The following is a 24,850-nucleotide window of genomic DNA, read 5'->3' on the forward strand; positions in this document are numbered from 1 at the left end:
GGCAGGGGGATGAGGGGCAATTGCTCGAAGCCTACCGCCGCATCAGCCTGAACGGGATGCCCGAAGCGAGCGCGCCGACATATTTCGGCTTCTGGTAAAGCCCGTTCAGCGAGATGCGGGGAAGGGCGGTCGGCAGGTCGAAGGAACGCGCGGAGAGCGTGCCGGGCTCGGTCGTCACGGCGGCGCGGAAGCCGAGCTCCTTGGCGAGGCGGTATTCGCGCGGCGATGCGGCGGCGCGGTCGCCATAGGGATAGGCGAAGGTTTCCGGGCGCTGGCCGGTGATCGCGGCGATGCGCTCGGCCGACTGGTCCATCTCGCGGCGGGCCTCCTCCTCGCCAAGGCGCGACAGCGCGCGGTGGCTGACGGTGTGCGCGCCGATCGAGGCGAGGGGGTTGAGGACGAGGCTCTTCAGTTCCGGCTCGCGCATGACGAGCCGTTCCGTGATCATCAGCGGATCGATGCCATGGGCCTTCGCCAACGTGTCGAGCCGCTCGATGGCCGCGGCCTCGTCGGCTCCGCCATGGACGAACCTTGCGAAACGGGCATAGGCCGCCTGCTTCTGGAAGGGCGTGGCGAGCGGCATGGTGACGGGGCCGGAGCCGAAGTCGAATTCCAGATGCGGCACGGCGCGCAGCAGTTCCGTCACAGTCTCCCACCAGATGCCGTGGGTCTTGCAGGAAAGGCCGGGCGCGACGAAGACGGTGAAGGGTACCTTGTGCCGGGTGAACACCGGCTGGGCGTGGACCGCATTGTTACGGTAGCCGTCATCGAGCGTGAAGGCGGCAAAGCGTTCGCCGGCGCGCGCGATGGCAAGGCGCGCGGCCATGTCGGCAAGCGCGACGAACTGATAGCCTTCGTCCCGAAGATGCTCGATGGCAGCCTCCAGGAATTCCGGCGTGATCTCCAGATGCGCATTGGGATCGAAGGTCTGCGGCGCTTTCGGCCGCACATGGTGCAGGGTGAAGATCGCGCCCATGCCGCGCGCGGACGCCATCAGCCCGACGCGCTCCGCCAGATGCGCGAACTCCAGCCCGCCGGTGATCACGGCGCGCTTCAGTCCCTGTCGCATGACGCTGCGAATCGGCATGTCGTCTTCGTCTTTCCTTGCTGTTTTCCGCCGCGGTTATCGCATCCGGTCGGTATCCGAGTGGTTAACAACGGCTTTCCTGTGACGGGGCGGCGCGGACCGGCCGGACTGGAAGGTGAGGATGCGGATCACCTCCAGGAAGACGGTCGTGAGATCGGCGAGCATGTTTTATTCCTCCATGCCTGTTTTCCGCATGGATTGTCCGCCCGCTTGCCACCTGTCCTCAAACGAGTTTATCGTCGAATTCAGATGACTTGAGGTTATGCGATGAAACGTGGACGGCTGCCGCTGACGGCGCTGAGGAGCTTCGAGGCGGCGGGCCGGCTCGGCAGCTTCACGCTTGCCGCCGACGAGCTCGCGGTCTCGCAGGCCGCCGTCAGCCGGCAGGTCAAGGAACTGGAGGCCGATCTCGGCAGGCCGCTCTTCGAGCGCCGCCATCGCGCCGTGCGCCTGACGCCGGCGGGGCAGGCGCTGCTTGCCGTCCTGTCGCGCGCCTTCGACGCCATCGACGCCAGCCTGTCGGAGGTCCGCGGCCGGCGCGGCGGCGGGCTGGTTGAGATCAGCGCCGAGCCGTCCTTCGCCGCCTGCTGGCTGGTGCCGCATCTCGACGATTTCCGCATGGGCCATCCGGAGATCGACGTGGCGGTCGATTCCGACATGCGGCTCATCGATTTCCGCACTCACGAGGCGGAGATCGCCGTGCGGCATGGATTGGATGCGAAGGCCTGGCCGCGCACCGAGGTCGACCACCTGGTCGACGTGGAACTCGTGCCGGTGATCGCGCCGGGCCTTCTTGCCGGGGGTCCCGCGATAAGGACGCCGGCCGATCTGCTCGCCCATACCCTGCTGCACGAGGAGAACCGCAGCGTCTGGGAGCGCTGGTTTGCCGCCGCCGGCCTGCCGGACGTAGCGCTCGGCCGCGCGCAGATCTTCGCGGAAGGCAATCTGGTGCTGCAGGCGGTGCTGCGCGGCCACGGTGTCGCGCTGGTCGACAGTTTCCTGGCCGCCGAGGACATCGCGGCCGGCCGCCTCGTCCAGCCCTTCGACCTGTCGATCCGCCACGGCGCCTACTGGCTGGTGGCGCGCAGCTTCAAGCGCCTCTCGCCTGAGGCGCGTGCCTTCCGCGACTGGCTGCTGCGGCGCATCGAAGCCTGAAAATCAGGCCTTCGTGCCGCCGACGGTGATCTGGTCCATCCGCAGATGCGGCTGGCCGACGCCGACCGGCACCCACTGACCGGCCTTGCCGCAATTGCCGATGCCGGTGTCGAGCTTGGTGTCGTTGCCGATCATCGAGACGCGGCGCATGGCGTCCGGCCCGTTGCCGATCAGCATGGCGCCCTTGACCGGCGCCGTCACCTTGCCGTTCTCGATGAGATAGGCCTCGGTGCAGCCGAAGACGAACTTGCCCGAGGTGATGTCCACCTGCCCACCGCCGAAGGAGACGGCATAGAGGCCGTTCTTCACCGAAGCGATGATCTCCTCCGGCGTCCTGTCGCCGGAGAGCATGTAGGTGTTCGTCATGCGCGGCATCGGGCGGTAGGCATAGCCCTGGCGGCGGCCGTTGCCGGTCGCCTTCATGCCCATCAGGCGGGCGTTCTGCCGGTCCTGCATGTAGCCGACCAGCCTGCCGTCCTCGATCAGCACGTTATAGGCCGAGGGCGTGCCCTCGTCGTCGACGGTGATCGAGCCGCGGCGGTTGTCGATGGTGCCGTCGTCGACGACGGTGACGCCCTTTGCGGCGACCTGCTCGCCCATCAGCCCGGCAAAGGCCGAGGTCTTCTTGCGGTTGAAGTCGCCCTCCAGCCCGTGGCCGACGGCCTCGTGCAGCATGACGCCCGGCCAACCGTTGGAAAGAACCACGTCCATCGTGCCCGCGGGCGCCTCGACGGCCTCGAGATTGACGAGCGCCTGGCGCAGCGCCTCGTCGGCGCCCGCGCGCCAGCTTTCGCCGGTGAGGAAGGCGTCGAAGGTCGTGCGCCCGCCGATGCCGTAGCCGCCTGTCTCCTGCCGGTCACCCTCGCCGACGACGACGGAAATGTTGACGCGGGTCATCGGGCGGACGTCCGTGACGCGGTGGCCGTCGGCGCGCAGGATATTGACGACCTGCCAGCTCGCGGCGATGGAGGCCGTCACCTGCCGCACCTTCGGGTCCTTGCCGCGCAGATAGGCGTCGATCTCGGTCAGGAGCGCCACTTTCTGCTCGAAGGTCGGCGAGCCGATCGGATTGTCTTCCGTATAGAGCCGGCGATTGGTGCCGACGGGCGCGTCGGCATAATCGCCGGAATAGCCGCGCGTCACTGCGCCGGCCGCATCCGCCGCGCGCTTCAGCGCCGAAAGCGCCATCTCGCCCGAATGGGCATAACCGACCGCCTCGCCCGCGACGGCGCGCAGGCCAAATCCCTGGTCCGTGTTGAAGCTGCCGCCCTTCAGGCGGCCATTATCGAAGGAGAGCGATTCGGCCTGCGCATGTTCGAGGAACAGTTCGCCGTCGTCCGCTCCTTTCAGCGTCTCCCGCAGCACCGCCTGAACGGACGCCTCGTCGGCATCGAAGAGGGAAAGAAGGTCGGTGTTCATGGGCGGCTCCGCAGGCTCTTGAATACGGGGTTCATGTAAGTTCCCCGGCGGCGGGCGGCAAGCCCGCCGGTGCGCCTCTTACGGCAGCGCGTCGTAGCCTTCGCCGAAACCCTTGAGGTCGACGGGGATGCCGATGCCCTCTTCCGGCGACTGGAAGACGATGAAAGTGGCCGTCGCGCCGGAGCGGAAGGTCTTCAGGAGCTCGTCCTCCAGCACGACTTCGGCATAGCAGCCGTCGGAGAAGCAGCGCACGAAATAGGCGCGGCCGATATCCTTGCCGTCGACATTGAGGCCGAGGCCGTTCGGCAGCAGGACGCCGAGCGGGGCGAGCACGCGCAGGATCTTCGCCTTGCGGTCGGCGGTCTTGAGCACGACCACTGAAAGGCCGAGCTCGGGCCGGTCCTCGGCAAGCACGTTCTGCATCAGGGCGCATTGTTCACCGGAGGCGCCGGCCGGCTGATCGCAGACGATCGACCAGGCGCCATGGTTCGATTTCACCGTGCCGGGCTGCTGGGCCGCCGCAAGGGACGGGAGCGCTGCGGCGCCGAGCCCCAGAACGGCAGCTCCAAGTGCCGCCCGGGACAGCCGGGAAAGGGAAGCAAAACCCATGAAAACCTCGGAATCTCGAATCAATCGCGGTATCTTTGAATAGGCGGCGGGGAAATGAAAAGCCCCGGCCGCTCATTTCCGATTGATTGAAGGCGGAAATTGGACGGCGAACAGGCGGGACGACGATACTTTATATATAACCCGCGTGCACTGCGGTGCGCGGCAGGCGGGCAGGGCGCTTCGGCTCGCCGCGGTCAAACCTTTCATGCTATAGGGAATTATGAAGAAACTGTGGGGAGTCGCCCCGGGCTTTTGCTTTTGCGCAAAAATGCCGCACGGGGTGTCCCCCATGGCTGTTGCGGCGAGCATGAAACTATGATTTTAAGCACTCAGTATAGCAGGGATTCTGCGCGTCTGTTTGATCCCAATCAAACGCCTTGGGGAGATACGTTGTGAAAAACAAAGCTTTTGCAGTTCTGGCCGCCATCGGCTGTCTGCTCTTTGCTTCGACCGCCTTCGCTGACCAGCCGATGCCGTGGCAGAAGGGTCTTCAGCCCGCCGCGACCTCGATCATGGAAGAGGTTCGCTGGTTCGAGCAGTACACACTCTGGTTCATCGTCCCGATCACCCTGTTCGTTCTGTTTCTCCTCGTCCTCATCGTCGTGAAATTCCGCGAAAGCGCGAATCCCGTCCCGTCCAAGACCAGCCACAACACGGCGATCGAAGTTGTCTGGACGCTCGGCCCGGTCATCGTTCTCCTGTTCCTCGCCGTTCCTTCCTTCCAGCTTCTGACCAAGCAGCTCGCTCCGACGGAAGAGCCGGAAATGACCATCAAGGCCACCGGCTATCAGTGGTACTGGGGCTACGAGTACCAGACGGGCGACAATCCGCTTTCCTTCGACAGCCTGCTGATGGCCGACGCCGACCGCGCCGCCGCCGGCAAGGAAGACAAGGCGGTCTATCCGCGCCTCCTGACCGTCGACAACGAGCTCGTCGTCCCGGTCGGCAAGCATGTCCGTCTTCTCGTCACCGCCGCCGACGTGATCCATGCCTTCGCCATGCCGTCCTTCGGCATCAAGATCGACGCCGTTCCGGGCCGTCTCAACGAGACCTGGTTCAAGGCCGATCGTGAAGGCCTGTTCTACGGCCAGTGTTCCGAGCTCTGCGGCAAGGACCACGCGTTCATGCCGATCGCCATCCGCGTCGTCTCGCAGGAAAAGTTCGATACCTGGCTTGCCGCCGCCGCGACGAATGTCGGCGATGCAAACAAGGCCCTGATGGCGTCTGTCGATGGTGCGGCCAAGTCCGTCACCGTCGCCGAAAACGCCGCGCAGTAATACTAGGGAGTTGAGACCATGGCCGGAACATCCGCTGCCCACGGCGATCACCACGATCACCACGAACACAAGCCGCTTAGCTTCTTCCAGCGTTGGTTCCTGTCGACCAACCACAAGGACATCGGCACCCTCTACCTGATCTTCGCGATCATCGCCGGCCTCATCGGCGGCACGCTGTCGATCTTCATGCGCATGGAGCTGCAGGAGCCGGGCATCCAGATCTTCCACGGTCTGGCGCAGATGGTCTACGGCTTCGAGGGCGATGCTGCCATCGACGGCGGTAAGCACATGTTCAACGTCTTCACGACCGCTCACGCGCTCATCATGATCTTCTTCATGGTCATGCCGGCGCTGATCGGCGGCTTCGCCAACTGGATGGTTCCGATCATGATCGGCGCGCCGGACATGGCGTTCCCGCGCATGAACAACATCTCGTTCTGGCTGATCGTCCCGGCCTTCCTGCTGGTGCTGCTCTCGATGTTCGTCGAAGGCCCGGCCGGTGCCTACGGTTCCGGCGGTGGCTGGACAGTCTATCCGCCATTCTCGACAACGGGCCAGCCCGGGCCGGCCATGGACTTCGTGATCCTCGGCCTGCACATCGCCGGCGCGTCCTCGATCCTCGGCGCGATCAACTTCATCACGACGATCCTCAACATGCGCGCTCCGGGCATGACGCTGCACAAGATGCCGCTCTTCGCCTGGTCGGTTCTGATCACCGCCTTCCTGCTTCTGCTCTCGCTGCCGGTTCTGGCAGGCGGCATCACCATGCTGCTGACGGACCGCAACTTCGGCACGGCTTTCTTCGCGCCGGAAAACGGCGGTGACCCGATCCTCTTCCAGCACCTGTTCTGGTTCTTCGGTCACCCGGAAGTGTACATCCTGATCCTGCCCGGCTTTGGCATTGTCAGCCACATCGTGTCCACCTTCTCGCGCAAGCCGATCTTCGGTTACCTCGGCATGGCCTATGCCATGGTCGCCATCGGCGCCGTCGGCTTCATCGTGTGGGCGCACCACATGTACACGGTCGGCATGTCGCTCGACACGCAGCGTTACTTCGTCTTCGCCACGATGGTCATCGCGGTTCCGACGGGCGTGAAGATCTTCTCTTGGATCGCGACGATGTGGGGCGGTTCGATCCGCTTCACGACCCCGATGGTCTGGGCGATTGGCTTCATCTTCCTGTTCACCGTCGGCGGCGTCACGGGCGTCCAGCTCGCAAACGCCGGCCTCGACCGCGCCCTGCACGACACCTACTACGTGGTTGCCCACTTCCACTACGTCCTGTCGCTCGGCGCCGTCTTCGCCATCTTCGCGGCCTGGTACTACTGGTTCCCGAAGATGACCGGCTACATGTATTCCGAGTTCATCGGCAAGCTGCACTTCTGGGTCATGTTCATCGGCGTGAACCTGATCTTCTTCCCGCAGCACTTCCTGGGCCTTGCCGGCATGCCGCGCCGCTACATCGACTACCCGGATGCCTTCGCCGGCTGGAACGCGGTGTCGTCCTACGGCTCGTATATCGCAGGCGTCGGCGTCCTGATCTTCCTCTTCGGTGTCTTCGAAGCCTTCGCCAAGAAGCGCGTCGCCGGCGACAATCCGTGGGGCGAGGGTGCCAACACGCTGGAATGGCAGCTCTCTTCGCCGCCGCCCTTCCACCAGTGGGAACAGCTCCCGAAGATCAAGTAAGGTCTTGCAAGATCGAGGCCGCCGGCGACGGCGGCCTCAAGACTGGCAGAACATGCGAATGCCGACGGAGGTCGGCGGGTCGTTTGGCAGCAACCGACACCCCATACTCCATCATCCTCGGGCTGGCCCGGGGATCCATGCCACCTCTCCGGCGTGCCGTGGGGGTGGATCCTCGGGTCAAGCCCGAGGATGACGACAGAGAGGGAGGGCCGGCAGGCCAGCGCTCTTGCGGACAACGGAACGAGACGGAAAGAACATGGCGGTCATCGAGCATCACGAAACGATCCCGGGCGGCGGCGAGGTCTATCTCTCCGAAGCGTCCCCGCGCGATTTCTTCGAACTGCTGAAGCCGCGCGTCATGTCGCTGGTCGTCTTCACGGCCCTTGCCGGCCTCGTCGTTGCGCCCGGCACGATCAATCCGTTCATCGGCGCGATAGCGATCCTCTGTATTGCCGTGGGCGCCGGTGCTTCCGGTGCCCTCAACATGTGGTACGACGCGGATATCGATGCGGTCATGACCCGCACCGCCAAGCGTCCCATTCCCTCGGGCCGTATCCGCCCGCAGGAGGCGCTCGCCTTCGGCCTGACGCTCTCGGCCTTCTCGGTCGCCATTCTCGGCCTCGTGGTCAACTGGCTTTCGGCGGGCCTGCTCGCCTTCACCATCTTCTTCTACGCTGTCATCTACACGATGTGGCTGAAGCGCTCGACGCCGCAGAACATTGTCATCGGCGGCGCGGCCGGCGCCTTCCCTCCGATGATCGGCTGGGCCTGTGTCACCGGCGGCGTCTCCATCGAGAGCGTCGTCCTCTTCCTCATCACCTTCCTGTGGACCCCGGCGCATTTCTGGGCGCTTGCGCTGTTCAAGATGCGCGACTACGACGCCGTCGGCGTGCCGATGCTGCCGAATGTTGCCGGCGAGGCCACCACGAAGGTCCAGATTCTCGTCTATGCGGTGCTGACCGCCGCCATCGCGGTCGTGCCGAGCGTCCTCGGTTTCGCGAGCCTCGGCTATGGTCTCTTTGCCGCAGCCCTCGGCCTCGGCTTCGTATGGTATTCTGTCGGCGTGTTGCGCATGCCGGAGGGCGACCGCGCGATGGTTCCGGCCAAGAAGCTCTTCGCCTTCTCCATCGTCTACCTGTTCGCGGTCTTCTCCGGTCTGATGCTCGACCACCTGATCGCCTCGTTCGGATGGGTATTGTAATGGAAACGATAAATCTCACGGAAAGCCAGAAGAAGGCCCGTCGCGGCCGCAACATCGCGCTCGGCGCGGTGCTCCTGGGTCTCGTCGTGCTTTTCTACATCGTCACGCTGGTGAAATTCGGCGGCGGAATGGTGGGCTGAGCATGAGCGAGATGAAGAAGACCGAAAAGAGCAGGCTGGGCAATGGCGCCATCGTCGCCATCTGCTGTTCCTTCGTCATCGGCATGGTCGGTGCGGCCTATGCCGCCGTGCCGCTCTACGAAATGTTCTGCAAGGTGACGGGCTACGGCGGTACGACGCAGCGCGTCGAGCAGGCGTCCGACGTCATTCTCGACAAGAAGATCAAGGTGCGCTTCGACGCCAATGTCGGCCCGGGCCTGCCCTGGACCTTCGAGCCGGTGCAGCGCGAGGTCGAGATCAGGATCGGCGAGACCGTGCAGATCCTCTACAAGGCCCGCAACAACAGCTCCAAGGCGACGACCGGCCAGGCGACGTTCAACGTCACGCCAGAGGCGACCGGCGCCTACTTCAACAAGGTCCAGTGCTTCTGCTTCACCGAGACGACGCTGAAGCCGGGAGAGGAAATGGAAATGCCCGTCGTCTTCTTCGTCGATCCCGAGATCGTCGGTCCGGTCGAGACGAAGGGCGTCCACACGATCACGCTGTCCTATACCTTCTATCCGCGAGAGGCGTCGAAACCGGTGGTTTCGGCTGTGGACGTGAAGGCGGACAACGCGAACAAGCTTTGAAATATATGCGTTTCCGGCTATGCCGGGAACGGAACGCGATACATTCGGGGATAAGTCACATGGCCGATGCGCATCAGAAGAAACACGACTACCACATCATCGACCCGAGCCCGTGGCCGCTGCTCGCCTCCATCGGCGCCTTCGTCATGGCTTTCGGCGGCATCGCCTACATGCGTTACCTGTCGGGCGGCGCCTTCCACATGTTCGGCATGGACCTCGCCACGCCGTGGGTCTTCTTCATCGGCTTGCTGATCACGCTCTACACCATGTACGGCTGGTGGGCGGACACGGTGAAGGAAGCGCATGAGGGCCACCATACCCGCGTCGTCTCGCTGCACCTGCGCTACGGCATGATCATGTTCATCGCTTCGGAAGTGATGTTCTTCGTCGCCTGGTTCTGGGTCTTCTTCGACGCCAGCCTCTTCCCCGGCGAGCCGATCCAGGCCGCCCGCACCGCCTATACCGGCGGCGTCTGGCCGCCGAAGGGCATCGAGGTCCTCGATCCCTGGCACCTGCCGCTCTACAACACCATCATCCTGCTGCTGTCGGGCACCTGCGTGACCTGGGCGCACCATGCGCTGCTGCACAACGACCGCAAGGGCCTCGTCAACGGCCTTGCGCTGACGGTCGCCCTCGGCGTGCTGTTCTCGGCCGTGCAGGCCTACGAATATGCCCACGCGCCCTTCGCCTTCAAGGATTCGATCTACGGCGCGACCTTCTTCATGGCGACCGGCTTCCACGGCTTCCACGTCCTGGTCGGCACGATCTTCCTGATCGTCTGCCTCATCCGCGCCATGCGCGGCGACTTCACGCCGAAGCAGCACTTCGGCTTCGAGGCGGCCGCCTGGTACTGGCACTTCGTCGACGTCGTCTGGCTCTTCCTGTTCTTCTCCATCTACATCTGGGGTGGCTGGGGCGCCCCGCTCGCCCACGGCTGAGCGGACGAAACGCAACGACACGAACGGCCGCAGCGATGCGGCCGTTTCTCTTTCAGGCGTCTTTGTCGCGGGCTTTCGATTGGACGGGGCGGATGCTGGCGATTATAGGTGGTGCCCGGCCTTCACGCGACCGGTCTACGAAACGGAATTTCACCATGGACGAAGACAAGGCACTCTATCCGCCCATCGATCCCTTCAGTGCCGGGGCGCGCGGCCGCTGCCCGCGCTGCGGCGAGGGCAAGCTCTTCGACGGGCTGCTGAAGGTCCGGCCGGCCTGCACCAATTGCGGGCTCGACTACTCCTTCGCCGATTCGGGTGACGGGCCGGTCGTCTTCGTGCTGCTCATCGTCGGCTTCGTCGTGGTGGGCGCGGCGCTCTGGATGGAGGTCAATTACAACCCGCCGCTCTGGGTGCATTTCCTGCTCTGGATCCCGCTCGTCATCGGCCTCGGCCTCTGGCTGACGCGCATCCTCAAGGGCCTGCTGATCACCCTGCAATACCGCAACAATGCGCGGCCGGGCGAGATCGACCGTGGCTGAGGTGCCGGCAGGCCGCGCGCCGCGCATGGGCAGGGCCAAGACGGTCGTGACGTGGATCGCCTTCTTCGTCGCGCTCGCCATCCTGCTCTCGCTCGGCACCTGGCAGGTCCAGCGGCTCTACTGGAAGGAAGCGCTGCTCGCCGATATCGCCGAGCGTCGCGTCGCCGCCCCCGTGCCGCTTGCCGATATCGAGGCGATGGCGGCAAGGGGCGAGGATATCGAATACCGCCCGGTCACTGTCTCCGGCGTCTTCGCCAACAACCGGGAGCGCCATTTCTTCGCCACCTGGCATGGCCAAACGGGCTATTACATCTATACGCCGCTGCAGCTTGCCGACGGCCGCTTCCTGTTCGTCAACCGCGGCTTCGTGCCCTACGAGGCGAAGGAGCCGGAAATGCGCAAGCAGGGCCAGCTTACCGGCGAGCAGACCGTCACCGGCCTTGCCCGTGCCCGCCTTGCCGAAAAGCCGTCCTCCATCGTGCCGGACAATGATATTGCCAAGAACATCTTCTACTGGAAGGACCTCGATGCCATGGCATCGAGCACCGGCATTGCCGCGGACAGGCTGGTGCCCTTCTTCGTCGATGCGGGCGATGCGCCGAACCCGAAGGGCCTGCCGATCGGCGGCGTCACCCAGTTCGACCTGCCGAACAACCACCTGCAATATGCCGTCACCTGGTACGGTCTGGCCGCGGCGCTGGTGGGCGTGGCGCTCTATGCCCTGTTCCGCCGGAAGGGCGATCCGGCGCCCTGAAAGTGCCGCCTGAAGCTGTTTTCCCTTGGCGCGGCGGCCTGCGACGGCCTATATGGGCGCAAGGCCCCGTCCCATTTCCGGATAACCGATGAGCATGATTGAAAACCGACCGGACTTGACCATCAGGCTGTGCGGCCCGCGCGGCTTCTGTGCGGGCGTCGACCGCGCCATCCAGATCGTCGTGCTGGCGTTGAAGGCCTATGGCGCGCCGGTCTATGTGCGCCACGAGATCGTGCACAACCGTTATGTCGTGGAGGGGCTGGAAGCCAAGGGCGCGATCTTCGTTGAGGAACTCGACGAGATTCCGGAAGAGCACCGCCAGCAGCCCGTCGTCTTTTCCGCCCATGGCGTGCCGAAGTCGGTTCCGGCCGATGCCGAGGCGCGCAACCTCTTCTATCTCGACGCGACCTGCCCGCTCGTCTCCAAGGTCCACAAGCAGGCGATGCGCCACCAGCGCCTCGGCCGTCATGTCGTGCTGATCGGCCATGCCGGCCACCCGGAGGTCATCGGTACGATGGGGCAATTGCCCGAAGGCTCCGTCTCGCTGGTCGAGACGGTCGAGGACGCCGACAGATACGTGCCGCCGGATCCCGACAATCTCGGTTTCGTCACCCAGACAACGCTCTCGGTGGACGACACGGCCGGCGTCATCAAGCGCCTGCACGAGCGCTTCCCGAACCTCACGGCCCCCGCCGCCGATTCCATCTGCTATGCCACCACCAACCGGCAGGAGGCCGTCAAGCAGGCGGCGCCCGGCTGCGACCTCTTCCTCATCGTCGGCGCGCCGAACTCCTCCAACTCCAAGCGCCTCGTCGAAGTGGCGCTGAGAGCAGGGGCGGCAAAATCCGTGCTCGTCCAGCGCGCCTCCGAGATCGACTGGGAGACCATCGGCGACATCCGCACCGTCGGCCTCTCGGCCGGCGCTTCCGCCCCGGAGGTCATCGTCAACGAGATCATCGAGGCTTTCCGCGCGCGTTACAACGCGGTCGTGGAGCTTGCCGATACGGTCGAGGAGAACGAGCACTTCCTCGTCAACCGTGAACTGCGCAGCATCGAGCTGACCTCGGCCGACATGGCTTTCGTCAATGGCGAGTGAGACTGTGAACCACTCTTGCGCCCCTCATCCCCCTGCCGGGCCCTTCTCCCCGCAAGCGGGGAGAAGGGGAAATCCGGGCCGTCTTCCGTTCCCTTCTTCCCACTTTGCGGTTGGAGGGGAACCTGTGAGCCCATCGCTCCTCGCCCCGCTTGCGGGGAGAGGATGCCGGCAGGCAGGTGAGGGGCAGCGCGCCGCACCGACCACCTATCCGATCGACCCCACCTATCAAGCCTGAGACCCGCCGTGGCCGTCTATACCGATATCACCGAAGACGATCTCTCCCGTTTCCTCGCCGCCTATGACGCAGGCACGCTGCTCTCCTACAAGGGCATCGCCGAGGGCGTGGAGAATTCCAACTTTCTGCTGCACACCACGAAGGGCGCCCTCATCCTGACGCTCTACGAGAAGCGCGTCGATCCGGGCGACCTGCCGTTCTTCCTCGGCCTGATGCACCATCTGGCGGAAAGAGGCCTGTCCTGCCCGCTGCCCCTGCCGCGCAGCGACGGCGCGTTGCTCGGTGAGCTCTCCGGCCGCCCCGCCGCCGTCATCTCCTTCCTCGAAGGCATGTGGCTGCGCAAGCCGGCGGCGAAGCATTGCCGGGAGGTGGGCCGCGCGCTGGCGCAGATGCACCTTGCCGGCGAGGGCTTCGAGCTCACCCGGCGGAACGCGCTTTCCGTCGATGGCTGGCGACCGCTCTGGGACAAGTCCGCCGACCGCGCGGACGAGGTGGAGACGGGGCTGCGGGACGAGATCCCCGGTGAGCTCGATCTCCTGGAAGCACGCTGGCCGAAGGACCTGCCGACGGGCGTCATCCATGCCGACCTCTTCCAGGACAACGTCTTCTTCATCGGCGACGAGCTTTCCGGCCTGATCGACTTCTACTTCGCCTGCAACGACATTCTCGCCTATGACGTCGCCACCTGCCTCAATGCCTGGTGCTTCGAGAAGGATGGTTCGTTCAACCTCACCAAGGGCATGGCGCTGCTGGAGGGCTACGAGAGCGTGCGCCCGCTGTCCGACGCCGAGGTGGCCGCGTTGCCGCTGCTGGCCCAGGGCTCCGCGATCCGCTTCTTCCTGACGCGGCTCTACGACTGGCTGATGACGCCGCCCGGCGCGCTGGTCGTCAAGAAGGACCCGCTCGAATACCTGCGCCGGCTGCGCTTCCACCGCCAGGTGCTTGACGCCCGCGAATACGGGCTTTCCCGATGAAGCATGTCGATATCTTCACGGACGGCGCCTGCTCGGGCAATCCCGGCCCCGGCGGCTGGGGCGCGGTGCTGCGCTATGGCGAGGTCGAGAAGGAAATGTCCGGCGGCGAGGCGGCGACGACCAACAACCGCATGGAGCTGATGGCGGCGATGAGCGCGCTCACCGCGCTGAAGAGCCCGTGCGAGGTCGATCTCTACACGGACTCGAAATACGTCATGGACGGCATTTCGAAATGGATCTTCGGCTGGAAGAAGAACGGCTGGAAGACCGCCGACAAGAAGCCCGTGAAGAACGGCGACCTCTGGCAGGCGCTCGACGAGGCACGCCTTCGCCACAAGGTCGAATGGCACTGGGTCAAGGGTCATGCCGGCCACCCGGAGAACGAACGCGCCGATGAGCTGGCGCGCAAGGGCATGGCGCCGTTCAAGAGGGGCTGAGCGGGTTGCTGCTGCCCCTCACCTGCCTGCCGGCATCCTCTCCCCGCAAGCGGGGCGAGGAGCGATGGGCTTGCCGTTTTCCCTCCCTCGAAACGTATCGGCAAGGGCGGGGAGCGCTCTACCTTCTCCTTCTCCCCGCTTGCGGGGAGAAGGTCCCGGCAGGGGGGATGAGGGGCGATCCCTCATCCAAAACGCCTCATCAAAGCTGCTCGATCATCGCTGCCGCACCGGAAACCGTCGCCTGGCCGGGGCTTTCCTCGACATTGAGCGCCTTCACCACGCCGTCCTCGACGAGCATGGAATAGCGCTTGGAGCGCACGCCCAGCGTGCCGGCGGAAAGGTCGATGTCCATGCCGAGCGCCTTGGTGAAGGCGGCGTCCCAGTCGGCGAGGAAGCGCAGCTTGCCCACGCCGCCCGTCGAGGTCGCCCAGGCGCCCATGACGTGGTGGTCGTTGACGGCGACGACGGCGATGTCGTCCACGCCCTTGGAAAGGATCGCGTCGCGGTTTTCCAGGTAGCCCGGCAGGTGGTTCAGCGAGCAGGTGGGCGTGAAGGCGCCGGGTACGGCGAAGAGCACGACGCGCCTGCCCTTGAACAGCTCGTCCGTCGAGATGTCGGCGGGGCCGTCCGGCGTGCGTTCCTTCAGCTTGAGGTCGGGCAGCTTGTCTCCAACGGCAATGGTCACGGCGTCTCTCCTGTCTGGTGGCAAAATGGCTTGCGGCGGAACTATAGGGGAGCGCTAGTCGATGGCAAGCGGGCTTTCCATCGTCTTCTCGCCGGCGCGCACCGTCAGGCGGATAGGGTCCTTCGCAAGATCGAAGACCTTGGGTTTGTGCAGCACCGGCACCTCGGCGACATAGGCATCGCCCTCAAGCCGCGCGGCGCTCGCCGCGCCGAATTCGAAGCTCGATGAGCCCGAGAGAAAGACGTCGGGAAGGGGGCCGTCCGCCGGCGCCTCGAAGCGCACCGTCACGCTCTTGCCGTCCGCCGCCCACGCGCCGGAGAGCGGCTTGAAACCGTTGCCCGCGCCATGCGGCAGCGTCGCCTCGGCGTCGGCGACGGCGGCTTCCTCGAGCGGGTTGGCGAAGCTCTCGTCGCTCGCATCCACCGTCAGTTCCGCCTGCACGGGAATGCAGATCTCCTTGCACATGCCGATGAAGACGGTGGCGGTGATCGGCCCCGCCGCCTTGTCGAGCGTCAGGGGCAGGCGCACCGGCCTGTCGTAGCCGATGTAATGGGTCTCGGCATCGCCGAGCCGCTTCGGCGCGGGAAAGCCGACCGATGTCAGCGTCGCCCCGGTGACTGCCACCGAAGGGGGAATGCCGCTGCCGCCGGGATCGCGCCAATAGGTCTTCCAGCCGTCGTGCAGGCGGATATCGAGCACGGCGCGCATCGTGCCGTCGGCGGAAGCCGGAAGGGCGACGAGGCGCACATCTCCGCCCGGCGTCTCGACCCAGGAAGAGGAGGCGGCGGCGGCGGAAGAGGCGGCGAAAAGCAGCGGGATGACGGCGATCAGCAGGCGTTTCATGGCCTCATATCTAGCGCCGGCTCTTGCCGCTTGCCAGCAACAAAACCTCGCGCGGCCATCATAAAAGCTTGATCGCGCGCCGGCCCGGCATGCCTTTCATGTAAGACCGGATGGGTGGGCCGGCGAAAAGAACGCTTTTCATTTGGCCGCGAATTGATAGGCTGTCTGCACTATGGCTATGTCGGTTCTGAAAAAGACACGAGAACGCGGCTTCCTTGACGGTCAGTTCCTGATCGCCATGCCGGGGATGGCCGACGACAATTTCGCCCGCACCGTGGTCTATATCTGCGCCCATTCGGAAGACGGCGCCATGGGCTTCGTCATCAACCGGCCGCAGCCGCTCAGCTTCTCCGACGTGCTCCTGCATCTTGATCTCCTCGGCGAGGAGGAAGTGATCCGCCTGCCGGGCGCGACGCTCGATTTTCCCATCCGCTGCGGCGGACCGGTGGAAAGCGGGCGCGGCTTCGTGCTGCATTCGGACGATTACATGTCCGAATCCAGCATTCCGGTCAGCGATGAGATCTGCCTGACCGCGACGCTCGACATCGTGCGCGCCATTTCCCGTGGCCGTGGTCCGCAGCGCGGCATGATGATGCTCGGCTATGCCGGCTGGGGCGCAGGGCAGATCGAGAACGAGATCGGTGCCAATGGCTGGCTGAGCTGCCCGGCGCAGGAAGAGCTGATCTTCGACACCAATCTCGACAGCAAGTACGAGCGCGCGCTCGGCCTGATGGGCATTACGCCCGCCATGCTCTCCACGGAAGCGGGCCACGCCTGAGGGTCTGCCTTCCGATTTTTTCGCCCTGATGGAACCTGCTGCGTTGCACGCCGTTCTCCCGGCGCGCTGATAGTGGCGCTTGCAACCGGACACAGGGAGCATGACGATGGGCAGCACGAGCGACAAGATCAAGGGCACCGCCAACGAACTGGCCGGCAAGGCCAAGCAGGCCGCGGGCAAGGCGACCGACAGCCCGAAGATGCGCGCCGAGGGCGCCGCACAGGAAGCCAAGGGCAAGACCCAGAAGGCCGTCGGCAAAGCCAAGGACGCGGTCAAGAGCGCCGTCGACCGGCTCTGATCCTGTCCGGATGGCCAAGGCCGTCCAGTCCTTTTCGAACAGGGATACCCGCACCGGCAAATGCCGGCGCGGGTATCCTGCCGAATGCACCGAACGATCCGGGACGCCATGAAACTCTTCACCTGCGGGACCTGCGGCCAGACGATCCATTTCGACAACCGCCTCTGCATGCGCTGCGGCGCGCCTCTCGGCTTCCTTGCCGCGGACGTGACGCTGCATGCCCTGGTGCCGGAAGGCGAGGGCGTCTGGAGGATCGCGTCGGGCGGCCTCTATCGCTACTGCGCGAATGCCGTTCACGATGTCTGCAACTGGATCGTTCCCGCCGACAGTCCGCATGCCTTCTGCGAGGCCTGCCGGCACAATCGCATCGTGCCCACCACCGATCCCGTCGGGCTGGAGCGCTGGCGGCGTATCGGCGCGGCGCAGCGGCACCTTTTCTATTCGATCCTGCGCTGGAAGCTGCCGCATCCGACCCGCGAGGAGGACCCCGCCGGCGGACTCGTCTTCGATTTCCTTGCCGACGAGCTGGATGCGAACGGCAATGTCGTCGCGGCCGCCATGACCGGCCACGAGGATGGTTTGATCAGCCTGCGCGCCGCCGAGGCGGACGATGTGGTGCGCGAGAGCGTGCGCGTTGCCATGGGCGAGCCCTATCGCTCGCTGCTCGGCCATTTCCGCCATGAGGTCGGGCATTTCTACTGGACGCAGCTCGTCTGCGACGAGGCGATGCTGGAAGAGGCGCGCAATCTCTTCGGCGACGAGCGCGAAGATTACGCCGCCGCCCTCCAGCGCAACTACGACGAGGGGCCGCCTGCGGACTGGCAGGAGCGGTTCATCAGCACCTATGCAAGCTGCCACCCGGCCGAGGATTTCGCCGAATGCTGGGCGCATTTCTTCCATATCGTCGATACGCTGGAAACCGCCCGCGCCTTCGGCCTCAACACCGATCCGAAGGGGCATGAGGAGCTGGAAGCGGAAGTCACCTTCGATCCCTATCGGGCGCCGAATGCCGGCCGGCTCGTCGAATCCTGGGTTCCGCTCAGCGTCGCGATGAACGCCATCCAGCGCTCCATGGGCCAGCCCGACAGCTACCCCTTCGTGCTCTCGCCGCCGGTGGTGGAGAAGCTGGATTTCATCAATCGGCTGGTCAGGGCAGTAGGCAATAGCCAATAGGCAGTAGGGAGTTTCTACTGCCTATTGGCTATTGCCTACTGCCTCTTACGCCCGCTTCATCAACGGAAAGCGTTCCTTCAGGAGGCGCAGCACCGAATCGTAGCCGATCGGCGGGCCGAAGATGTAGCTCTGGCCGAACTCGCAGCCCATGTTGCCGAGCTCGATGGCGTCCTCCTCCGACTCGATTCCTTCCGCGACAACCTGCATTTCCAGTTCCCGCGCCATCGAGATGACGGAGCGCAGCAGCACGGTGCGCTTGTCGGAACCGTCGCGCACCAGCGCCTTGTCGATCTTGATCGTGTCGAAGGGGAAGCGGGTGAGATAGGAGAGCGAGGAATGGCCCGTGCCGAAATCGTCGAGCGCAAGGCCGAGGCCGACATCGCGCAGCTTGTTGAGGATCAGGCGGGCCTGTTCCGGATTCTCCATCACGACGGATTCGGTAAGCTCCAGCTTGATCTTCTGCGGTTCGCAGCGGGTGCGGGCGAGCGCCGCGCGCACGTCGTTGTAAAGCTCGTTGTTGAGAAGCTGCGCGCTCGACAGGTTGACCGAGACGAAGACCGGAAGCTCGCCGGTCTGGAGCTGCCAGTCCATCAGGTCGCTCGCCGCCTTGTCGAAGGCGAAGAGGCCGAGCTGGTTGATGAGGTCGGACGCCTCCGCGATGGGGATGAACTCGGCCGGCGAGATATTGCCGCGCTTGGGATGGTCCCAGCGCATCAGCGCCTCGAAGCCGGCGATCTCCGCATCCTTGAGCCGGACGATCGGCTGGTAGACGAGGGAAAGCTCCTTGCGCTCGATGGCGCGGCGCAGGTCCGTCTCGATCTGAAGGCGGTCGGCGCCGAAGGTGCGGAAGGCGGGGCGGAAGGGCTCGACGCGGTTGCCGCCGGCCTTCTTGGCCCGGTACATGGCAAGCTCGGCATCGTTGAGCAGGCCGGCCGCATCCTCCTGCTGGTCGACCCAGGAGACGAGGCCGATGGAGGCCGTCAGGATGATCTCGCGGCCGCCGAAATTGATCGGCACCATGATCGCCTTGCTGACCGCATCGGCGAAATCCGCCACCTTGGTGGGATCCCGCTCCGACATGAGGATCAGGCCGAACTGGTCGCCGGCAAGCCGGGCCAGCGTATCCTGCGGCTTGAGGAGCCGGCGCAGGCGCCGGGTTAGCGCGATGAGGATATTGTCGCCGGCGGCGATGCCGAGCGCGTCGTTGACCTGCTTGTAGCGGTCGATGTCGATGGTCAGCACCGTCGGGCGCACGGTCTCGGAGCTGGCGGTCAGCGACAGGATCGATTGCAGGCGGTCGAGGAAGACCTGACGGTTCGGCAGGCCCGTCAGGTTGTCGTGCAGGGCGTCCTGCAAGAGGCGGTCGATCGAGTTGCGCTGTTCGGTGATGTCGATGATCGTGCCGACGCAGCGGATGATCTCGCCATTGGCGCCGAGCACGGGGCGGGCGCGGATCGAGAGCCAGTGATAGTGGCCATCCTCGGCGCGCACGCGGAACTGGTGGTTGAGCCGGCCCTTGCGGTGCTCCAGCAGCACGTCGAGCGTGGCGCGGAAGCGGTCGCGGTCATCGGGGTGGAGGCGCGGCAGCCAGTTGCGCGCCGGGCCGTGCATGACGCCCGGCGCAAGGCCGAGCTGGATGGAGATGTCGGGAATGGTGACGACGCGGTCACGCGCCACGTCCCAGTCCCAGACGGTGTCGCCCGAGCCCGTCAGCGCCAGCGACTGGCGTTCGAGATCGGAGAACAGGCCCTGGCTGTAGGCGCCGCCGGCAAAGGCGTGCTGCATCACCGTGAAGCCGATGAGGAGCACGATGAGGACGAGGCCGCCGCCGAGCGCTGGCTGGATGATGTCGTTGTTGAGCTGGCCCGTCACCGTCAGCCAGGCGCCGAACAGCCAGACGAGGATCAGCGCCCAGGCGGGCACGAGCAGGATCGCCCGATCATAGCGGTTGAAGCCGAGATAAGCGATGAGCACGATGCCGACCGTCGCTGTCAGCGCGAAGGAGAGGCGGGCGATGCCCGAGGCGATCGGCGGATCGTAGATCGCGACGCCGAAGAGGAGGCCGAGGCCGAGGATCCAGGCGAGCGTCGCATAGGCGAGATGCGCATGCCATCGGTTGAGGTTGAGATAGGTGAAGAGGAAGACGACAAGGCCCGCCGCGAGGAACACCTCCGTTCCCGCGCGCCATATCCGCTCGTCGCCCGCCGTGATCGAAATGAGCTTGGAGAGGAAGCCGAAGTCGACGCAGATATAGCCGAGCACCGCCCAGGCGAGCGCCGCTGTCGCCGGCAGCATGGAGGTGCCCTTCACCACGAAGAGGATGGTGAGGAACACGGCGAGCAGGCCCGCGATGCCGAGCACGATGCCGCGATAGAGCGTGAAGGCGTTGACCGTGTCCTTGTAGGCGTCCGGCTCCCAGAGATAGATCTGCGGCAGGTCGGGTGTCGCGAGCTCCGCGACGAAGGTGACGACCGTGCCGGGGTTGAGCGTGATGGAGAAGACGTCCGCCTCTTCGCTCGGCTCGCGGTCGAGCGCGAAGCCTTCGCTCGGCGTGATCGAGATGATGCGCTTGGAGCCGAGGTCCGGCCAGAACAGCTTGGACTGCACGAGGCGGAAATGCGGGGCGACGATCACGCGGTCGATCTGCTCGTCGGAAACGTTGGCGAGCGCGAAGACCGCCCAGTCGCCCTGGTGCTCGTCGGAGGTGGCCCGCACCTCGATGCGCCGCACGATGCCATCGGTGCCGGGCGCTGTGGAAACCTGGAAAGCCTCGCCCCGGCCGGTATAGATCTCGGTGGTGGCGGTGAGGTCGAGCGCGGTGTCGTCACGGGAGATCTTCACCGGCTCGACGGCATAGGCGCGCGCCGGCAGCATCCCCGCAAGGAGGATCGGCACCAGAAGGATGAAAGCGAGCAACCGGCTGGCACGCAGCGCTTGCGGCACGAAGGAAGACGTCATTGAAAGTGCATTGTCCTTAGGTACTGCCCAGTCCTGCCGCGCCCGGTGCCGCCTGGGGCCGCCTGTCGGCGGCCAGAAGCGAGAACATCACGTGGTCGCGCCACTCCCCGTTTATCTTCAGATACTCCCGAAGGTAGCCTTCCCGCTGAAAGCCGGCCTTTTCAAGGAGACGTATGCTTCTTGTATTGTCTGGAATACAGGCTGCCTCGATACGGTGCAACTGAAGGCTCGAAAAGATATAGGGTATGGCGAGGTTGAGTGCACCGAACATGTGGCCTTGGCCGGCATGGCGCTCACCCATCCAGTAGCCGATCATGCAGCATTGCGCCGCCCCGCGCCGGATATAGCCGACGGTGAGGCCGCCGAGCAGCGTCTTCTCCTCGCGCGTGAAGACGAAGAGGGGGACGGCCTGCCCCGACGAAAATTCCTGTTCATTACGAAGGACGCGGGCGCGGAAGGCGCCTTCCGTCAGATCGTCGCTCCGCCATGTCGGCTCCCATGGTTCGAGGAAGCGCCGGCTCTGGGAGCGCAACGCATACCATTGCCTGTAATCCTGGAAGCGGGGGAGGCGCAGCAGGTGCCGTTCGCCGGCTAGTTCCACGGTGTCGGGCTGGCGCGACAGAAACCGAAAAACCGACCGTGCCATTCAGTCCTCCGCGCGCCGTCCTCGTGGCGGCCCCTTTCTCACAAAGACTATGCCGAGAGCCTCGCCGGCGTCAAATGAAACGGGGCAGTCCTATGGAGCCGGCGACACCCCTTTTTCGTTCGCGTCGCCGGGCCGATTCGGGCCTGCCTCGGTGCTATGCAAAAGCCGCATGTCAGCGGTGTGAGCATATGCATTTTCTTTAGGCAGGAGGTCGCTTATCTATTGATCAACGCAAGGGAAACACAAAGGAATTGAACGATGAACATCTTCGCAAAGCTCAAGAAGAATGCCGCTGACCGCCGCGCCGTCCGTGAACTCGGCGCCCTCGACGACCGCGCCCTGCAGGACCTCGGCATCTCCCGCTCGAACATCCAGGCTGCCGTCAAGGGCATGGTCGTTTTCGGCTGATACGGCTTGGGGCCAACGCCCCGCGCCATGAGGGATGACATCGGCGCGCCATATCCGGCAGCGCCAGTCCGGTCATCCCGTCCCATTCATCGGGACCTCTCTCCTCCCAGGGTCCCGATCAGGCAACCCGCCGCAAGGCGGGTTTTATTTTGCCCGCTTGCGGGTCCCCAGGATATCGGAAAAGGCGCGGCTTCAGCTCGCCGCGCGGTCGATGGTCCCGCGCGAGAGCGAGCGCGTGATGTCGCCGGCCGGGACGAGGTGTTCCAGTGGGCCGATGGCCGAGATGGTCGGCACCGTGTCGAAGAACAGGCGTCCGGCAAGGTCCGTCAGGCGCTCGATGGTGATGCCGGCGAGGCGCTCCATCAGCTCCTCGTTCGGGATCGGGCGACCGTAGAGCATCATCTGGCGGGCGATCTGGCCGGCGCGGGCGGCCGGGCTTTCCTGGCCCATCAGAAGCTGGGCGCGGATCTGCGCGCGGGCGCGCTCGATTTCCTGCTGGTCGATCGTCTCGGACGACTTCTTCAGCTCGTCGAAGATGACGGGCATCAGCTCGGGCAGGTTCTCGCCGCCGGTCGCGGCATGGATGCCGAAGATGCCGGTATCGGAAAAGCCCCAGTGGAAGGCGTAGATCGAGTAGCAGAGGCCGCGATGCTCGCGCACTTCCTGGAAGAGGCGGGAGGACATGCCGCCGCCGAGGATGTTGGCGAGGATCTGCGAACAGTAGAAGTCGCGGGCGTGGTAGGCCTTGCCCTCGAAGCCCAGCAGCACCTGCGCGTCCATCAGGTCGCGCGTCTCGCGGATATCGCCACCGGTATAGCGGGCCGGCTCGAAGACCGGGGAGATTTTTGGCGCGGTCGGCAGCGAGGAGAAGCGGTCCTCGACTTGGCGCACGAATTCGTCATGGTTCACCGCACCGGCCGCCACCACGAACATGCGGTCCGTCGTGTAGTTGCGGTCGAGATAGGAGCGAATCTCGCCGGGCGAGAAGGACAGCACCGTGTCCGGCGTGCCGAGGATGGCGCGGCCGATGATCTGGTCGCGATAGGCGACCTCGGAAAACTTGTCGAAGACCACGTCGTCCGGCGTGTCGTTCGCCGCGCCGATTTCCTGGAGGATGACGTGCTTCTCGCGGCGCAGCTCTTCCTCGTCGAAGACGGATTCCGTCAGGATGTCGGCAAGGATATCGACCGCGAGCGGGACATGGTCCTTGAGCACGCGGGCATAGTAGGAGGTGGTTTCCGTCGAGGTGGCGGCGTTGACCTCGCCGCCGACATTCTCGATTTCCTCGGCGATCTGGCGGGCGGAGCGGCGCTCCGTGCCCTTGAAGGCCATGTGTTCCAGAAGGTGGGCGATGCCGTGCTCGTCCGTGGTTTCGTTGCGTGACCCCGACTTGATCCACACGCCGAGAGCGACGCTCTCCAGATGCGGCATGTTTTCGGTCACCACGGTCAACCCGGACGCAAGCCGGGTGCACTCAACTTTCATCATACGCACTTTCTGCGATTCTATCCCCGAACCCGCGTATGCTTCCCGATGAAGGCTTCCACCGCATCGAGTTCCGCTTCGAGGACGTCGAACCGCTCCTCCCTTTGCATGAGGTCAGCAAGCCACGTCGGAAGCGCCGGGTCAATACCGCATGCCGATTTTACTGCGGCGGGGAATTTCGCCGGGTGGGCGGTGGCGAGCGTCACCATCGGCGCGTTCGGCTTCTCGTGCTTGGCGGCGACGAAGACGCCGATGGCCGAATGCGGGTCGAGCAGGTATCCGGTCGCGGCCAGCGTGTCCTTGATCGTCTGCGCCACCTGCTTTTCCGAGGCGCGGCCGGCGCGGAACTTCTTGCGGATCGTCTTCAGCGCGTGATCGCCGATCTCGAAGGCGCCGGACTGCTTGAGGCTCGCCATGGCGCGGCGCACGGCGCCGGCGTCACGGTAGTGGGCTTCGAACAGCAGCCGCTCGAAATTGGACGAGATCTGGATGTCCATGGAGGGCGAGGTGGTCGCCTTGACGTCCTTCATTTCGTAGCGGCCGGTTTTCAGCGTGCGGGCGAGAATGTCGTTCTCGTTCGTCGCGATCACCAGCTTGTCGATGGGAAGGCCCATGCGCTTGGCGGCGTAACCGGCGAAGATGTCGCCGAAATTGCCGGTCGGCACGGTGAAGGAGATCTTCCGGTCCGGCCCGCCGAGCGCGACGGCCGTCGTGAAGTAATAGACGATCTGGGCCATGATGCGCGCCCAGTTGATCGAGTTGACGCCCGAGAGCTTTACGCCATCGCGGAACTTCGTGTCGTTGAACATCGCCTTGACGAGGTTCTGGCAGTCGTCGAAATTGCCCTTGATGGCGAGTGCGTGGACGTTCTTGTCCTTCGAGGTGGTCATCTGGCGCTGCTGCACCGGCGAGACCTTGCCTTCGGGGAAGAGGATGAAGATATCGGTGCGCTCGCGACCGGCAAAGGCGTCGATGGCCGCGCCGCCGGTATCGCCCGAGGTGGCGCCGACGATGGTGGCGCGCTCGCCGCGCACGGCCAGCGCATGGTCCATCAGGCGGGCGAGAAGCTGCATCGCCACGTCCTTGAAGGCGAGCGTCGTGCCGTGGAAGAGTTCCATGACGAAGGAATTCGGGCCCGTCTGGACGAGTGGGGCGACCGCCGGATGGCGGAAGGTGGCATAGGCCTCGTCGATCATCGCCTGGAACTTGTCGGCCGGAATGTCGTCCTCGACGAAGGGAAGAAGCACCGTGAAGGCGATTTCCTGATAGGACTTGCCGCGGAGTGCCCGAATATCCTTCTTCGAGAAGGACGGCCATTCGCGGGGCACGTAGAGGCCGCCGTCACGGGCAAGGCCCGCCAGAAGCGCATCGGAGAAACCGAGGGAAGGGGCCTCGCCCCGGGTCGAAACATAATCCACGTC

At 64.9% G+C, this 24,850-nt stretch carries 26 protein-coding genes; 16 read left to right on the plus strand and 10 right to left on the minus strand.

Features of this window, described 5'->3' with window-relative positions; genetic code table 11:
* Positions 1–31: 31 nt before the first annotated feature.
* Both ShzoTeo12_RS19035 and ShzoTeo12_RS19040 read right to left on the minus strand, forming a co-directional pair.
* The gene (locus ShzoTeo12_RS19035) at positions 32–1,087 is read right to left on the minus strand and encodes a polysaccharide deacetylase family protein (protein WP_318913612.1); all 1,056 of its coding nucleotides are present in this window, start codon (positions 1,085–1,087) and stop codon (positions 32–34) included.
* Positions 1,088–1,123: 36 nt separating this feature from the next.
* Positions 1,124–1,252: a hypothetical protein gene (locus ShzoTeo12_RS19040; protein WP_318913614.1), complete on the minus strand. Its 129-nt coding sequence runs from the start codon at positions 1,250–1,252 to the stop codon at positions 1,124–1,126.
* 102 nt (positions 1,253–1,354) lie between these two features.
* On the opposite strand from ShzoTeo12_RS19040, the gene ShzoTeo12_RS19045 reads away from it, so the two are divergent.
* Positions 1,355–2,242: a LysR substrate-binding domain-containing protein gene (locus ShzoTeo12_RS19045; RefSeq protein ID WP_318913615.1), complete on the plus strand. Its 888-nt coding sequence runs from the start codon at positions 1,355–1,357 to the stop codon at positions 2,240–2,242.
* Between the two features lie 3 nt (positions 2,243–2,245).
* Here ShzoTeo12_RS19045 and tldD read toward each other — a convergent pair whose 3' ends face one another.
* Positions 2,246–3,661 carry a metalloprotease TldD gene (gene tldD, locus ShzoTeo12_RS19050; protein ID WP_318913617.1) on the minus strand — a complete coding sequence of 472 codons (1,416 nt, stop codon included), beginning with the start codon at positions 3,659–3,661 and terminating at the stop codon, positions 2,246–2,248.
* Between the two features lie 78 nt (positions 3,662–3,739).
* Positions 3,740–4,270: an invasion associated locus B family protein gene (locus ShzoTeo12_RS19055; RefSeq protein ID WP_119254513.1), complete on the minus strand. Its 531-nt coding sequence runs from the start codon at positions 4,268–4,270 to the stop codon at positions 3,740–3,742.
* A 392-nt stretch (positions 4,271–4,662) separates the two neighbouring features.
* Here ShzoTeo12_RS19055 and coxB point away from each other — a divergent pair, with 392 nt between their 5' ends.
* The 11 genes from coxB to rnhA all read left to right on the plus strand — a co-directional run bounded on the left by coxB (position 4,663) and on the right by rnhA (position 14,155).
* Entirely contained in the window at positions 4,663–5,547 is an 885-nt protein-coding gene (gene coxB / locus ShzoTeo12_RS19060) for a cytochrome c oxidase subunit II (RefSeq protein WP_119254514.1), read from the plus strand.
* 18 nt (positions 5,548–5,565) lie between these two features.
* On the plus strand, positions 5,566–7,233 hold the full coding sequence (gene ctaD, locus ShzoTeo12_RS19065) for a cytochrome c oxidase subunit I (RefSeq protein ID WP_119254515.1): 1,668 nt from the start codon (positions 5,566–5,568) through the stop codon (positions 7,231–7,233).
* 256 nt (positions 7,234–7,489) lie between these two features.
* Entirely contained in the window at positions 7,490–8,434 is a 945-nt protein-coding gene (locus ShzoTeo12_RS19070; protein ID WP_318913619.1) for a heme o synthase, read from the plus strand.
* Positions 8,434–8,574 (plus strand): hypothetical protein, encoded by a 141-nt coding sequence (locus tag ShzoTeo12_RS19075; RefSeq protein WP_318913621.1) that lies wholly within the window; start codon positions 8,434–8,436, stop codon positions 8,572–8,574. Before ShzoTeo12_RS19070 ends, ShzoTeo12_RS19075 begins: the two co-directional genes overlap by 1 nt.
* A 2-nt stretch (positions 8,575–8,576) precedes the next feature.
* Positions 8,577–9,182: a cytochrome c oxidase assembly protein gene (locus ShzoTeo12_RS19080; RefSeq protein ID WP_119254518.1), complete on the plus strand. Its 606-nt coding sequence runs from the start codon at positions 8,577–8,579 to the stop codon at positions 9,180–9,182.
* Between the two features lie 59 nt (positions 9,183–9,241).
* The gene (locus tag ShzoTeo12_RS19085; protein WP_119254519.1) at positions 9,242–10,120 is read left to right on the plus strand and encodes a cytochrome c oxidase subunit 3; all 879 of its coding nucleotides are present in this window, start codon (positions 9,242–9,244) and stop codon (positions 10,118–10,120) included.
* Positions 10,121–10,275: 155 nt separating this feature from the next.
* Positions 10,276–10,659 (plus strand): DUF983 domain-containing protein, encoded by a 384-nt coding sequence (locus ShzoTeo12_RS19090; protein WP_119254520.1) that lies wholly within the window; start codon positions 10,276–10,278, stop codon positions 10,657–10,659.
* A gap of 25 nt (positions 10,660–10,684) precedes the next feature.
* Positions 10,685–11,413, plus strand: a complete 729-nt coding sequence (locus tag ShzoTeo12_RS19095; RefSeq protein WP_245424723.1) for an SURF1 family protein — start codon at positions 10,685–10,687, stop codon at positions 11,411–11,413.
* An 88-nt stretch (positions 11,414–11,501) separates the two neighbouring features.
* Positions 11,502–12,509 carry a 4-hydroxy-3-methylbut-2-enyl diphosphate reductase gene (gene ispH, locus ShzoTeo12_RS19100; protein WP_119254522.1) on the plus strand — a complete coding sequence of 336 codons (1,008 nt, stop codon included), beginning with the start codon at positions 11,502–11,504 and terminating at the stop codon, positions 12,507–12,509.
* Positions 12,510–12,752: 243 nt separating this feature from the next.
* Positions 12,753–13,718 carry a homoserine kinase gene (locus tag ShzoTeo12_RS19105; protein WP_318913623.1) on the plus strand — a complete coding sequence of 322 codons (966 nt, stop codon included), beginning with the start codon at positions 12,753–12,755 and terminating at the stop codon, positions 13,716–13,718.
* Positions 13,715–14,155, plus strand: coding sequence for a ribonuclease HI (gene rnhA / locus ShzoTeo12_RS19110; RefSeq protein WP_318913625.1), 441 nt, complete (start codon positions 13,715–13,717; stop codon positions 14,153–14,155). Before ShzoTeo12_RS19105 ends, rnhA begins: the two co-directional genes overlap by 4 nt.
* A gap of 199 nt (positions 14,156–14,354) precedes the next feature.
* On the opposite strand, the gene ShzoTeo12_RS19115 is transcribed toward rnhA, so the two are convergent.
* Both ShzoTeo12_RS19115 and ShzoTeo12_RS19120 read right to left on the minus strand, forming a co-directional pair.
* Entirely contained in the window at positions 14,355–14,840 is a 486-nt protein-coding gene (locus ShzoTeo12_RS19115; protein ID WP_318913627.1) for a peroxiredoxin, read from the minus strand.
* Positions 14,841–14,894: 54 nt separating this feature from the next.
* Entirely contained in the window at positions 14,895–15,683 is a 789-nt protein-coding gene (locus tag ShzoTeo12_RS19120; protein ID WP_318913628.1) for a protein-disulfide reductase DsbD domain-containing protein, read from the minus strand.
* 172 nt (positions 15,684–15,855) lie between these two features.
* On the opposite strand from ShzoTeo12_RS19120, the gene ShzoTeo12_RS19125 reads away from it, so the two are divergent.
* The 3 genes from ShzoTeo12_RS19125 to ShzoTeo12_RS19135 all read left to right on the plus strand — a co-directional run bounded on the left by ShzoTeo12_RS19125 (position 15,856) and on the right by ShzoTeo12_RS19135 (position 17,932).
* Complete coding sequence (locus tag ShzoTeo12_RS19125) at positions 15,856–16,461, plus strand: YqgE/AlgH family protein (protein ID WP_119254527.1); 606 nt, start codon at positions 15,856–15,858, stop codon at positions 16,459–16,461.
* A 106-nt stretch (positions 16,462–16,567) separates the two neighbouring features.
* Positions 16,568–16,759, plus strand: a complete 192-nt coding sequence (locus tag ShzoTeo12_RS19130; protein WP_119254528.1) for a CsbD family protein — start codon at positions 16,568–16,570, stop codon at positions 16,757–16,759.
* 108 nt (positions 16,760–16,867) lie between these two features.
* Positions 16,868–17,932 (plus strand): putative zinc-binding metallopeptidase, encoded by a 1,065-nt coding sequence (locus ShzoTeo12_RS19135; protein ID WP_318913630.1) that lies wholly within the window; start codon positions 16,868–16,870, stop codon positions 17,930–17,932.
* A gap of 45 nt (positions 17,933–17,977) precedes the next feature.
* On the opposite strand, the gene ShzoTeo12_RS19140 is transcribed toward ShzoTeo12_RS19135, so the two are convergent.
* Both ShzoTeo12_RS19140 and ShzoTeo12_RS19145 read right to left on the minus strand, forming a co-directional pair.
* Positions 17,978–20,890 (minus strand): EAL domain-containing protein, encoded by a 2,913-nt coding sequence (locus ShzoTeo12_RS19140; RefSeq protein ID WP_318913631.1) that lies wholly within the window; start codon positions 20,888–20,890, stop codon positions 17,978–17,980.
* 16 nt (positions 20,891–20,906) lie between these two features.
* Positions 20,907–21,536, minus strand: coding sequence for a GNAT family N-acetyltransferase (locus ShzoTeo12_RS19145; RefSeq protein ID WP_119254530.1), 630 nt, complete (start codon positions 21,534–21,536; stop codon positions 20,907–20,909).
* Between the two features lie 258 nt (positions 21,537–21,794).
* On the opposite strand from ShzoTeo12_RS19145, the gene ShzoTeo12_RS19150 reads away from it, so the two are divergent.
* Positions 21,795–21,944, plus strand: a complete 150-nt coding sequence (locus ShzoTeo12_RS19150) for a DUF1127 domain-containing protein (RefSeq protein ID WP_119254531.1) — start codon at positions 21,795–21,797, stop codon at positions 21,942–21,944.
* Positions 21,945–22,136: 192 nt separating this feature from the next.
* On the opposite strand, the gene ShzoTeo12_RS19155 is transcribed toward ShzoTeo12_RS19150, so the two are convergent.
* Both ShzoTeo12_RS19155 and thrC read right to left on the minus strand, forming a co-directional pair.
* The gene (locus tag ShzoTeo12_RS19155; protein ID WP_119254532.1) at positions 22,137–23,432 is read right to left on the minus strand and encodes a M16 family metallopeptidase; all 1,296 of its coding nucleotides are present in this window, start codon (positions 23,430–23,432) and stop codon (positions 22,137–22,139) included.
* 17 nt (positions 23,433–23,449) lie between these two features.
* Entirely contained in the window at positions 23,450–24,847 is a 1,398-nt protein-coding gene (gene thrC, locus ShzoTeo12_RS19160; protein ID WP_318913634.1) for a threonine synthase, read from the minus strand.
* Between the last annotated feature and the right edge of the window lie 3 nt (positions 24,848–24,850).

The sequence above is a fragment of the Shinella zoogloeoides genome (assembly GCF_033705735.1).
In the GTDB taxonomy this organism is placed as follows: domain Bacteria; phylum Pseudomonadota; class Alphaproteobacteria; order Rhizobiales; family Rhizobiaceae; genus Shinella; species Shinella zoogloeoides_A.